Source organism: Paenibacillus ihumii, assembly GCF_001403875.1.
Taxonomy (GTDB): Bacteria; Bacillota; Bacilli; order Paenibacillales; family Paenibacillaceae; genus Fontibacillus; species Fontibacillus ihumii.
This window is the reverse complement of record NZ_LN884299.1, coordinates 3993299-4005508: the sequence shown is the minus strand read 5'-3', so window position 1 is coordinate 4005508 and position 12210 is coordinate 3993299. Positions and strand designations below refer to the sequence as shown.

15 protein-coding genes are annotated in these 12210 nt (G+C 49.4%); 13 read left to right on the top strand and 2 right to left on the bottom strand.

The window, feature by feature from the left end:
* Positions 1–186: 186 nt before the first annotated feature.
* The 8 genes from BN2762_RS25185 to BN2762_RS25150 all read left to right on the top strand — a co-directional run bounded on the left by BN2762_RS25185 (position 187) and on the right by BN2762_RS25150 (position 5899).
* A complete protein-coding gene (locus tag BN2762_RS25185) occupies positions 187–555 on the top strand; it encodes a GntR family transcriptional regulator (RefSeq protein WP_055109656.1) in 369 nt (122 codons plus the stop codon).
* Entirely contained in the window at positions 556–1260 is a 705-nt protein-coding gene (locus tag BN2762_RS25180; RefSeq protein ID WP_055109654.1) for an ABC transporter ATP-binding protein, read from the top strand. It begins immediately after the preceding gene.
* Positions 1257–2042: a hypothetical protein gene (locus BN2762_RS25175; RefSeq protein WP_055109652.1), complete on the top strand. Its 786-nt coding sequence runs from the start codon at positions 1257–1259 to the stop codon at positions 2040–2042. Before BN2762_RS25180 ends, BN2762_RS25175 begins: the two co-directional genes overlap by 4 nt.
* Before the next feature lie 202 nt (positions 2043–2244).
* On the top strand, positions 2245–3195 hold the full coding sequence (locus BN2762_RS25170; protein ID WP_055109651.1) for an ABC transporter ATP-binding protein: 951 nt from the start codon (positions 2245–2247) through the stop codon (positions 3193–3195).
* Entirely contained in the window at positions 3188–3946 is a 759-nt protein-coding gene (locus tag BN2762_RS25165) for an ABC transporter permease (RefSeq protein WP_055109649.1), read from the top strand. Before BN2762_RS25170 ends, BN2762_RS25165 begins: the two co-directional genes overlap by 8 nt.
* Before the next feature lie 48 nt (positions 3947–3994).
* Positions 3995–4387: a GntR family transcriptional regulator gene (locus BN2762_RS25160; RefSeq protein ID WP_055109647.1), complete on the top strand. Its 393-nt coding sequence runs from the start codon at positions 3995–3997 to the stop codon at positions 4385–4387.
* A gap of 58 nt (positions 4388–4445) precedes the next feature.
* Entirely contained in the window at positions 4446–5141 is a 696-nt protein-coding gene (locus BN2762_RS25155; RefSeq protein WP_055109645.1) for an ABC transporter ATP-binding protein, read from the top strand.
* Entirely contained in the window at positions 5141–5899 is a 759-nt protein-coding gene (locus BN2762_RS25150; protein ID WP_055109644.1) for a hypothetical protein, read from the top strand. The genes BN2762_RS25155 and BN2762_RS25150 overlap by 1 nt, the downstream gene beginning before the upstream one ends.
* A 107-nt stretch (positions 5900–6006) precedes the next feature.
* Here the strand turns inward: BN2762_RS25150 and BN2762_RS25145 are convergent, their stop codons facing one another.
* Together BN2762_RS25145 and BN2762_RS25140 are read right to left on the bottom strand one after the other, a co-directional pair.
* A complete protein-coding gene (locus BN2762_RS25145; protein ID WP_187386584.1) occupies positions 6007–6726 on the bottom strand; it encodes a hypothetical protein in 720 nt (239 codons plus the stop codon).
* Between the two features lie 168 nt (positions 6727–6894).
* Positions 6895–7608, bottom strand: coding sequence for a DUF1129 family protein (locus BN2762_RS25140; protein ID WP_055109639.1), 714 nt, complete (start codon positions 7606–7608; stop codon positions 6895–6897).
* Positions 7609–7853: 245 nt separating this feature from the next.
* Here BN2762_RS25140 and BN2762_RS25135 point away from each other — a divergent pair, with 245 nt between their 5' ends.
* The 5 genes from BN2762_RS25135 to BN2762_RS25115 all read left to right on the top strand — a co-directional run bounded on the left by BN2762_RS25135 (position 7854) and on the right by BN2762_RS25115 (position 12162).
* Positions 7854–8075: a hypothetical protein gene (locus BN2762_RS25135; protein WP_055109637.1), complete on the top strand. Its 222-nt coding sequence runs from the start codon at positions 7854–7856 to the stop codon at positions 8073–8075.
* 113 nt (positions 8076–8188) lie between these two features.
* Positions 8189–9019 (top strand): alpha/beta hydrolase, encoded by an 831-nt coding sequence (locus BN2762_RS25130; protein WP_055109635.1) that lies wholly within the window; start codon positions 8189–8191, stop codon positions 9017–9019.
* Positions 9020–9231: 212 nt separating this feature from the next.
* The gene (locus tag BN2762_RS25125; RefSeq protein ID WP_055109633.1) at positions 9232–10275 is read left to right on the top strand and encodes a DUF3048 domain-containing protein; all 1044 of its coding nucleotides are present in this window, start codon (positions 9232–9234) and stop codon (positions 10273–10275) included.
* A 192-nt stretch (positions 10276–10467) separates the two neighbouring features.
* A complete protein-coding gene (locus tag BN2762_RS25120) occupies positions 10468–11082 on the top strand; it encodes a DUF47 domain-containing protein (protein ID WP_055109632.1) in 615 nt (204 codons plus the stop codon).
* Between the two features lie 90 nt (positions 11083–11172).
* On the top strand, positions 11173–12162 hold the full coding sequence (locus tag BN2762_RS25115; protein WP_055109630.1) for an inorganic phosphate transporter: 990 nt from the start codon (positions 11173–11175) through the stop codon (positions 12160–12162).
* Positions 12163–12210: the final 48 nt, after the last annotated feature.

Below are 12210 nucleotides of genomic sequence, written 5' to 3'. Positions count from 1 at the left end.
AGTACACTATACAAAAATGAAGGGTCAATAGAAAAAAATATTGGTGATTCAGTTTTTGTAAGCAAGGCGGGCGTTAATGAATGCTTTTCAAATCACAGAGGGGGGATTATGACTATTAGGTTTGCCCACTACCACAACTTAGAATAAAATACATTTAACTGGAGTTTAATAGAGCGAGGGCAAATAATGAAATTCTCTAATGAACAGCCGATATATTTACAAATTAAGAATGATTTTTATCAACGGATCTGTAACGGGACACTCCGTCCTGGTGACAGGCTGCCTTCTGTAAGAGAAACGGCGGTAGAGTTAGGAGTAAACCTTAATACAATTCAGCGTACATACACTGATATGGAACGGGATGGTGTGGTTGAGAAGCAGCGGGGTCAAAGATCCTATGTTACAACTGATATTGAATTTATAAAGAAATTAAAGTCTCAGATGGCTGAAGTCCAGATCAAAGCTTTTTATACCTCGATGAAGCAGATGGGGTTCAATGATGAAGAAATTCAGCAGCAGCTTGCTGAAGTGATAAAGAAGGAGGGGGGGTTATAATTGCAGCATTCCGTTGTGGTTGAGCTAAATCATGTGACTAAGCGATTTGGGAATGTCACCGCAGTTGAGAATGTCTCTCTTCGGTTACCGGATCAAGGTATTGTCGGGTTGTTAGGACTAAATGGCAGCGGCAAGACAACGCTTCTTAACTTAATTGCCGGTTTACTACGTCCCACAGAAGGCAGCGTAACATTAAATGGATCTAAAGTAACTCGACAGTCGGGCAAGAAAATTGCTTATGTTGCAGATAATCAGTCCTTATATGCCTTCTATACGATCCGGGAAACAATAGATTACGCCGAAAAGGTCTATCAGGACTTTGTAAGGGAGGCAGCTGAAGAGATTATCCATTTCCTGAAGTTTGATATGAATCAGAAGGTTGGCCAGCTGTCTAAGGGAAACAAAATGCGGTTAAATACGGCCATCGCACTTGCACGCCGAGTGCCTCTGCTGCTTTTGGATGAACCTTTATCTGGACTTGACCCGTTTATACGGGAGGAAATATTGAAAATGTTCGTTCATTTTGGCGGGGTGTACCAGCAGACCATAGTTATATCTTCGCATGAGGTATCCGAGTTAGAGCCGTATCTTGACTATGCGATATTCATGAAGGAAGGCCGGATTATGCTCTACGCTTCAGCAGAGGAGATTCGAGAAGAACGGGAGCAAAGTATTTTAAATGTGATGAGGGAGTACTGTGTATGACATCTTGGATCGCGTTGTTTACTAAAGAGTTCAGAGCAGCGAGGATGTGGCTTTATTTCAACTTGCTCGTCATCATACTCGGTGCATCCTCTCTGTTCTTTCTCAATGAGACTCAAGTCTTGCTCTATAGCCTGCTTGTAATGATTATATTTCATGTGATCTACTTGCCGGCTTGGATGATTTATTCAATGATTGTCGAATGGAAACATAAAACCTTAACCCATTGGCTTAACCTGCCACATTCAGGTTTAGTACTTATTACATCTAAGTTTGTCGCTGGAATAGCTATGATGATCCTATCTTTATTAGTCTGCAACGGTTCATTGGCGCTGCTGTATAGTTATGTTCTGGGAGCGGACAATGATATGGTCACTCAAGCCGTCCATTGGTTTATCTCTGAATTTTGGGTTATCCTTCTCGGGACGATGATTATGTCCATTCTCTCGGGCAGTCAAGTGATATGTGCGATTATTATCGGGAAAAGTGTCACCCGATTCAGGCTGCTCTTAGTCGCAGGCTTTTTACTGATCCCAAGTCTCCTTCAATTATTATTTCATGATACGACAGGCTACACTAAGTTAGTATCCTGGGGAATGCTTACATCTGCTATGACAGAATGGATTCAGCCGATGTTGTTAAATCAGCAGGAGATGGCTCATACGATAAATGTATTGTCAGAGCTAACGGTTTTCTCACTGGGAACAATGCTCCCGCAGCTTGTTTATTCGATACTGCTCATTTGGATTAGCGGTAAGTTGGTGGATCGGGCGGTTCAAATTTGAAGTATAGTAAACTAGTTAAGCCAGCTCGCCTCAAATTAGGAGTTAGCCCATGAATAGAATAAATGTGTCAGATCCTGTTCACAGCCCAGCGCTGGAGAGTAAGCTCTCCGGCGTTTTTTTGTGAAAAATTAGAAAAGGGCTTTACAGTAACCGAACACTAGTGTACTATTCAATTATAACACTGGTACAGGGGAGTGGGAGGATGAACGTACACGAACTAGAGACATATCCTACCGTACTTTCGGTGAATGAAGTCAGCAAGAAAATTGGAAGCAAATTCCTCGTTCACCGATTGTCGTTTGATATTCGAAAAGGGGAGATTGTCGGATTGCTGGGTCCCAACGGAGCAGGCAAGACGACAACGATCCGGATGATTGTCGGCCTGATCTCCATGAGCGAAGGCGATATTCTCGTCAAAGGCAAGAGCGTGCGCCGAAATTTCACAGAAGCAGTGGCCCATATCGGCGGCATTATTGAGAACCCGGAGTTCTATGGCTATATGACCGGTTATGATAATTTGAAGCAGTTTCAACGCATGGCAGAGGGGGTTACGGAGGAGAGGATTCTTGAGGTTGTGAAGCTGGTGGGGCTTGAGCAGGCGCTGCACAAGAAGGTCAAGGCGTACTCGCTCGGCATGCGCCAGCGGCTGGGGATTGCGCAGGCGCTGCTGCATAGGCCAGCGATCCTGATCCTCGACGAACCGACGAACGGACTCGATCCGGCAGGCATCCGGGAGATGCGGGATTATCTGAAGCAGATTGCCCGCGAGGAAGGGATCGCCGTTCTCGTATCCAGCCATTTGCTGTCGGAAATGGAGCTGATGTGCAGCCGGGTCGTCGTGATCCAGCAAGGCGAGCTCGTGACAGTGAGAAATTTGGATACGCCGCAAAATGAAATGGAGTACGTGAAGCTAAAGCTGCGGGTCGATGATGCCAGACGGGCCAAAGAAACTCTGCAGCGAATGGAGGAGGTTACGATTGCCGGCATTGCTCCCGAGCAGAGGGAAATTACGATTGTCGTGCGCGACCGTCATATTCCGCGTATCGTACAGGCGCTCGGTGAAGAGCGGATCGGCTTGTATCGGATGGAGGAAAGCCGGGAGTCGCTGGAGGATGAGTTCCTCAAATGGACGGGAGGGAATAACATTGCGTAGTTTTGGTAATCTGATTTTGAATGAATGGTTGAAAATGTTCAAGAAGCGCAGCTTTTTTGTGCCTTATGCGATCATTACAGGGTTCATCCTGCTTATTGCCTATCTGACTCAGTTCATGGGAGGGCTGCAAAATGTTCTGACGGCTCCCCAATTTGCTGAGGTGATCGTGGCAAAAAACGGGCTCGGACAGTTTCTGGTCATCCTTAGCATCATCTGTACGGCGGGCATCGTATCCAAGGAGTTCAGCGGCGGAACGATCAAGCTGCTGTTGATACGCTCGGTCAGCCGCAGCAAGATTCTGGCTTCCAAGTATGCGATTGTCCTGATATATTCGTTCCTGCTTACGCTATATGCTTTATTCGCAGGACTGGCTACGGGAGCAGTGATGTTCGGCTTCTCGGGCATTGCCGAGTTAAGCCAATTGCTCGCCGCTGCGCTGTACCATGGGGTATATCTGACGATCTATGTGACCGTCACGTTCATGATCGGGACGCTTACCCGCTCCAGCGGAGCGACGATCGGCATCGGCATGACCCTGCTGATGCTGGAAGGGCTGATTGTTGCCCTGCTGTCCAAATATTCCTTCGTCAAGTATTTGCTGTTTACGAATGCCGACTTGTCGGTATATGCGAATGGCAGCCCGCCATTTCAGGGGATGACCATGACTTTCTCGCTCATCGTATTGGCTGTTTATATGTTCTTGTTTCTCGGGGCCAGCTTTGTTACGTTTAAGAAACGGGATGTCGCCTAAGGGGCATGACCTCATGAGGGCATAGAGCGGAAAGGGGTACGACGCATTGTGAGTATTGAATTTGATAATAATTTGCCGATTTATTTGCAGATCATGAATTATATCAAGAGAGAGATTGTAACCGGCAAGCTGAAGGCGGGGGAGAAGATCCCCTCCGTCCGGGAGCTTGCTGCTGAGCTGCAAATTAATCCAAACACGGTGCAGCGGACGTTCCAGGAGCTGGAGCGGGAAGCGATTGTAGAGACCAGAAGAGGGTTAGGAAGATACGTGACAAGTGAGGAATCGAAAATTATGATGATCAAGAAGGAAATGGCGGGAGATTTGCTGGAACGGTTCATTCATGGCATGCAGGAGCTCGGTTTCACGAGCGAGGATATCGCCGCGATCGTTGCTGAAGCGGTTCAGGAAGGGGCAGCCGGATCAAGCCGGTCAAGCGATTGAAAGGGCTGGACAGGATCATCAGTATATCATCATCAGTTAGCAAAGGGGAACGAATACCGTGGAAAATATACTGGAATTTAAAAGTGTATCCAAATCCTATGGTTCCAAGAAGGCTCTGCGTGATGTCTCTTTCTCCATCGGGGCCGGTAAAATCGTCGGCCTCCTGGGAACGAACGGCAGCGGCAAGAGCACGATCATGAAAATCGCGGCTGGACTGATTCCGTCCACTCGAGGAACTGCTGCAGTGAAGAGCAATACGCCAGGCTTGAAGACAAAAGCGGACGTGTCGTTCATGCCGGATCAGCCGTTAACGGAATCGTGGATGAAGGTCCGGGATGCAGTTCATTTCTACCGGGATTTCTATGCGGATTTTGATGAAGAGAAGGCGCGGAAGATGCTCGACTTTATGAATCTAAATGAGAAGGAGCGAGTTACCTCCTTGTCCAAAGGGATGAACGAGCGGCTGCATTTGACGTTGACCCTGTCCAGGAACGCCAAGCTGTACCTGCTGGATGAGCCGATTGGCGGAGTGGACCCGGTGGCGCGCGATAAAATATTGGATGCGATCGTGGAATTTTATAACGAGGATAGCAGCCTTCTTATCTCTACCCATCTCGTTCGGGACATTGAACGGATTTTTGATGAAGTGATTTTTATCCGTGAGGGTGAAATCGTGATGCAGCAGGAGGTAGAGGCGCTTCGGATGAAATATGGTAAAAGTGTGGATGACATGTTTAAAGAGGTGTATGCATAATGTTGAGGCTGCTTAAGTACGATTGGAAGCGAAATGCGAATTTATTGCTGGGCCTTCTTGCTGTACTGTTGTTCCTGCAAATCGTCATCGGGGTTGTGGGCAATGCCAGAGGCTGGGAACAATCAATCATATTGGTACTCTCGTTCATGCTGTATACGATGACCGGGATCATTCTGCTGATCATTGCCTCCAAGACGTACGAGAATAACATGAAAGCCTACAACCGCAGACTGCTGCCGATTCGTCCGTTCTGGACGGCCGTGTCCAGCATCGTGCTGCTGTGGCTGACGGTCGCGGTATTATCGGCCATAGCCATTATCCACTATTGGATTTATAGTACGTATGTCTATTCGGGCTCCTTGTGGCCGCAAGAGCTGGCGGTTACGGATGCGATGGGATGGCTCAAAGTGATTTTTGCATCAGGCTGGTCGCTCACCTTTCTGATGATGAGCATTCTTGTATCTATGACGATCGGGGCCAGTGTCAGTCTGCGGGGCAAAGCGGGGACATGGGTCGGGATCTTGGCATTCATTGTGATTCAATATGTAATAAGCTGGGTAGAGATTGTGCTGTTCAGAGGATATGACACGATGAGGTTCAGCGTAGGCATCATGGAATACTCCAATAAGTCGGTCAATGCCGAGATCATGTCGAACATACCGATGCTATCAGTAGGGCAGCTGCTGTTTGAAGGGGCGGTTATAGCTTTGATGCTGCTGTCTATCAATTATTTAATGAGCAAGAAAGTCGAAATATAAGCCGAAGAAACCTCGCGCCAAGCTGCTGGCCTGAGGTTTCTTCGATTGTTCGCTATTGCGAATCCAGAGGGTTCTCCTCGGGCGGGGAATACTCCCCAGCCGGGCGGCTACAGGGCCGGCTCCAGGCGGATCGACCTGACCTTGAGGTCAGGGCCGTATTCCAAGAGGGCGTTCACGGCGAAGGACGCCGGGGAGACGCTCCCTGGAACCGCAGCGGTGATGATGCCGTCGGATACGCTGTATCTGATGATCGAGCCGAATGCGACCTCTTCATTCCAGACTACCGCATCCTCCTCCGAATACGTTCTCTCTACCTTGCTCCCTGCAGCCTCCACACTGACCTTGACCTGACCCTGTTCATGGCTGATTTCAGAGGCTACCCGTTCTTGTAAGACCTGAAGGGGGTTTTCCAGCGCAAGCTCGGACAGCTCGTCCTTGTTCAGGACATGGATTTCTTGCTCTTTGATTCCTGTTCCGTATTTCGTGGTCAGGATAATGACGATTTCATTTACGCCGTCACCATTAATATCGGCAATATGAACGGCGGGATAGTAGGTCGGATTCGTCACATTGGCCCAGTCGAATTCCTTGCTGAGTTGACCGGCTTGAACGACGAGTCCCTTAAAGAGGTTGGAATCCGTATGCTTGGCTGCAGAAATAACTACATCCTGGGCCTTGACCAGATGGATCAGGCTCTGGTCGGGCAAGGCGGATGAAGGGACAGCGTTGCTTGTATCCGCCTGTTCGCCGGCATGGCCGCAGGCTGCAAGCGTAAATGAGATAACCATAAATAATAAGTATTTATTTAAATGTTTAATGAACACCATTAGCAACTCCTTCATTTAAAAAATCTCATCTTGCAGTTTACCTGAGGCAGGAATCGCAAATGTATCAAAATGTCCAAGACATTGTCATCCCATGGTCATGTGAAGCTGAAAAGGGCCAGGCAGAATATACTGCTTGGCCCCTTTGTATACTGCATCCTAATCGATAAATTAGGTCTTGTTCTTCCGGCCGAAGATCAGCTTCTGGCCGACGATGCCAATAATGAAAATGATAAGGCTGTCCCAAGGCGAGACGGTGAAGGCGGGCAGAAGCCAGGTCAAGACAAGGCCGACTATGGCGATGGCTGCGGTAATCCCGATATAAACCGCTATTGTTCTGGGATTGAATGTTGCCGGCCGGCCCTGAGGCTGTTCCTGCTCCTTCGGCTGCTCCGTTCTTCGTTTGCTTCCTGGACCGAGATACCGGGTCACCCCTTCGATCAGCGCAATCGCGAGAACGGCGATCAGAAGCAGCGAGGCCGTGCTGATCTGGGTATATTCCAGCTCGCCGCCGAACCACTTGCTAAAGAAGCCTGTAAGCATGTAAATGAAGAATACCCAAGTTAACGCAACCCAGGGGATCATCGTGTAATATTTGATTTTATCCTGCAGGCTGCGCGGCTTTCTCATCATTACATCCTCCGCAAGCTGCTCGCAGTATGCTCTCGGATTATCGCCGAATAGCTCGGAAGCCGAAATATTCTTCTCCTGGTTCTTAACGATGCGCCGGGCCAGCTCCAGCAGAAGCTCTTCACCCTTGGCTTCGGTAAGCGAACTAGATCCGGAACGGAAATACATTACCATTTCTCCGAAATAAGCCTCATTAGCCGGGGACATCTGCCCTCTTAATTGATTCGTCTCCCTGATCATCTCGTGAATGTACATGAATCTCTCCTTCCAGGCGGATTGGCTAATTCAATCTCCCATTTCTGTATGTGTTTTGCCGATTTTCTCCAGTAGTATACTTCATGATTCGCTGTTCCCGCAAGGGTCCTCAGAAGTGTCAAATGAGTGAGTCTGGAGAATCACGGATAAGGCTGGAATAAAAAGACGGCGCGGCTCCAACAATAATGGGCAGGAAGAATTGAACGCCATTCTTCCAATTCTCAGAAGCGGGGTGTAACAAAGCCATGGTAAAGTTCCATTCGGAGCTCACCCGGAAATATTTGCTGAACAGTAATTCGAGAGGCAGCCTTGAAGAAGTGACGGCGATTGATGAGGAAGTGGAATTCGCTGCGGAGGAGTGGTCTGTGCAGGATGCGGAGCCGTGGCTTGAAGGAGATATTCCGGGAATCGGATCCAGGGAAGGCCAGGAGCTGACGCAAAGTTATTTTCGCCAGTATTATGATTAATGAAGGAAACGATTGACACTCAGTCTCTTGTAATGCTAAGATAAGTGTATAATTCATATTAAACTTATCGGATTAATTGATATATCGCATTGCGGAATTAGGAGGCTGAGCGGATGGAACGGCAAATCGTCATTAATCATGGAGCAGAGACAATAACGGCCAGTATTCATTACCCTGACGGTACAGTCAAGCGCGAGGGACGGTGCAAGGATCGGGTGCCGCTGATCATCATTTGCCACGGCTTTGTAGGCAGCCGGATCGGCGTGGACCGCCTGTTCGTCAAGGCGGCCCGTGATCTGGCCGGGGAGGGCAATCTGGTCATCCGGTTTGACTATATCGGCTGCGGGGAGAGCAGCGGAGAATACGGGCAGCAAGGCATCGATTCCATGATCGCCCAGACGCGCGCCGTTCTGGATTACGGATTAAGCTGCGGGGACATTGACCCCACGCAGGTGATCCTTATCGGGCATAGTCTTGGCGGAGCGGTCGCTCTTCTTACGGCCGTCCGGGACCGCCGCGTCAGGAAGCTCATCCTGTGGTCCGCTGTCGGCTATCCCTTCAATGACATTGTGAAGATCACCGGCCGGGACGTCTATGACCGGTCGAAGGATCAGGGCATCGCGGATTATCTCGGCTACGGGTTCACCCCCGCGTTCTTCGATTCGCTCGGCAATTATCAGCCCTTCCAGGAGGCGATCAAGTTCAACGGGGACGTGCTGGTTATTCATGGCACCTCGGACGACGCGATACCGGTCGATTATGCCTTTCTGTTTCAGAAGGTGTTTTGGATGCGTTCGGAAGGCCGCTGCGACAAGGAAATTATTTTTCAGGGCGATCACACGTATTCCTCCAGCGAGCACCGCGATCAGCTGCTATTGAAGACCAAGGAATGGCTCCGCGGTCTGGAAGCCGTCCAGAGCGATTGGCAGCATTGGATGATTTAGAGACTGAAATATAACAGAAGCGAATATCCTGTATGAAGGTCACAGCGCAGCTGCCGATTTGCTCGGCTGCTGCGCTTCTTTTATTGCTTCTGGCAATCATGTCTTTCCGTCCTATAGACATTCGGCGTATAATATGAGGAAAAACATGGTGCTCGGAGGATATGAATTTGAATTGTTCTAATGGATCATACCGATCAAACCGACCAAAACGCATGCTGTTGTTCTTATTGTTGTCGAGCCTGTTTATTATCCCGGCTTGCGGGCAGGAGAAAGCCGCCGCGCCGGGAAGCGGGAACGAGGAGCAGGAGATCCCGGTGCTTGCCGAGGAGCCGATCGTAGAGGAGCCGCCAATCTTGTATAAGGCGCCCTTGACCGGCCTGCCGGTAGAGGAGCCGGTGACCCGGAGGCCGCTTGCAGTCATGATCAACAATGCTCCGGCAGCCAGGCCGCAGTCCGGCTTGGGCCAGGCGGATATCATATATGAGGTGCTGGCGGAGGGCGGGGTTACCCGGCTGATCGCGATTTACCAGAGCGGGGATGAGACGACCCGTATCGGTCCCGTTCGCAGCATACGGCCTTACATGATCGACCTCGGGGAGAGCTATCACGGCGTACTCGTTCACGCGGGAGCAAGCAATGATGCGTTTGCTATTCTTCAGCAGCAGCGCAAGGAAGACCTGGATGAGATTACGAATGCCGGCGCCTATTTCTGGAGGGATAAATCGCGGAAGGCGCCGCATAATTTGTACACCAATATAGAGAAGCTGCTTGAAGGCACGGTTAAAAGAGGCTTTGCCGCCGAGGATGAGAACGTGCCGACATATCCATACCGCGAGGAAGATGACCCGGGTGAAGGAACCCCGGCCGGGCAGGTCGAGGTTAAATTTCAGCTTAATAATTACCGGGTAATGTATGAATATGATGCCGCTTCGAAATTGTACAAGCGATTCATCAACGACTCGCCGCATAATGATCTTGATACAGGCAGCCAATTGACGGCGGCCAATGTCGTGATTATGGGGGCGGATCATAAGGTTCTGGATGAGGTAGGACGGCTGAGCGTAGATCTGGAAATGGGCGGGGAAGCCGTGATCTTCCAGCGCGGCAGCATGATCCGCGGCCAATGGATCCGCAAATCCGGCGATATCATCCGTTTTGTAAAGGACAATGTGGAGATTCCTTTTTACCCGGGGATTACATATGTGAATGTTGTGCCAAATGAACCAGGATTTGATAGTCGTTTTACAGTACAATAAGTCGAATATAAGGAAACTATTCCTTCTATATGAAATATAAGGGATAGGGACGGCGCTTAAAGGGTAATTATAGATAGAAGACGTGAAATGTTTGTAACAAAAGTGTTCATGTTGTCGCTAATTGTGTTAAGATATTCAGGGTTATGTCATCCGAGTGTATCAGAAACACACGTAGAGAAAAGGGGATAAGAGATGCGAGCGAAAAAGAAGGATATCTTTTTCCAGACGTTAGAAAATATGGCGGATACGATCGTGCATTCGGCGGATTATTTCGCCCAGCAGGTATCGGAATTAAAGGATGTAGAGCAATTCGCTAAGCAAATGAAGGAATTTGAGTCGAAATGTGACGGCTTTACGCACACAATTATTGTCGAACTGAACAAGACGTTTATTACACCGATTGAACGTGATGACATTATGAACCTGACGACGACGCTCGATGACGTGATTGACGGCCTGGAGGCAACGACCTCCCGTTTCTTCATGTATCACTTGAGCGAGCCGGACGAGCATATCGTTCAGTTTGCAGAAATTCTGCGGACCTCCGCTTATGAAATCCAAAAGGCGGTTCATTTGCTGTCCCAGAAGAAGCTGCTTGCAATCCGGGAGCATACCATCCGCCTGAACGACCTTGAGAACCAAGGGGACGAGCTGCTGCGGATTTGCATCAAGGAGCTGTTCGCTAAAGTCACCGATCCGATCGTTCTGATTAAGAAGAAGGAAATTTACGAACGTCTCGAGACGACGACAGATGCGTGCGAGCACGTTGCCAATATGCTGGAATCCATTATCATGCGCAATTCATAATCATAACTTCGCTTCATCATTCAATATTTCGGGAGGTTGGAATTGCGCGGATGATATAAATATACAACGATCTGTGCAATAAATGAGACTATGGATACGAGTTTAATCATCATACTGATTGTCATCTTTCTGGCGCTCGCCTTCGACTTCATCAATGGGTTCCATGATACCGCCAATGCGATAGCGACCTCGGTATCGACACGCGCATTGAAGCCGCGCACCGCAATCATGCTCGCCGCGGTCATGAACTTCATCGGGGCGATGATGTTCACGGGCGTAGCGAAGACCATAGGCGGCAGCGTAGCCGATCCGGCGAAGCTGGATAACGGCCTGGAGATCCTGGTTGCGACATTGCTTGCGGCGATTATATGGAATCTGGTTACCTGGTGGTTCGGTATCCCTTCTTCATCCTCGCATGCCTTGATCGGTGCCCTGGCTGGCGCGGTATTCGTCGGCGCCGGCTCTGAGAACCTCAACTGGAGCGGGTTTACGACCATTATCGAAGGACTTATATTTTCTCCGCTGATCGCCTTTGCCATCGGTTATGTCGTGATGATGATCCTGAAATGGATTTTCGCCAAGCGCAGTCCGCATACGGTCAACAAAGGGTTCCGCTCGATGCAGATCGTAACGGCGTCCATCCAGGCCTTCACGCACGGTACCAATGACGCCCAGAAGGCGATGGGGATCATTACGTTCGCTCTCGTCACGGCGAATTACCAGGACAATATGGACGTTCCGTTCTGGGTCAAGGTCGCTGCGGCGACAGCGATGGCCCTCGGGACATCGATCGGCGGCTGGAAAATCATCAAGACGATGGGGACGAAAATATTCAAGATCGAGCCGATCAACGGCTTCGCAGCCGATCTGTCCGCAGCTTCGGTTATTTTCGGAGCGACCCTGTTCCACTTGCCGGTCAGTACTACGCATGCCATTACATCCGCGATTCTGGGCGTAGGGTCTGCCAAGCGCTTCTCGGCCGTGAAGTGGGGAGTTGCCGGACGAATTGTCATCGCTTGGGTGATCACGATTCCGATCGTTGCTATCCTCGCCGGAATCATTTACACCATACTGTTTTAGAACGCATTAAAAAAGCCAATCATTTGGAATACCAAGGGTTGGCTTTTT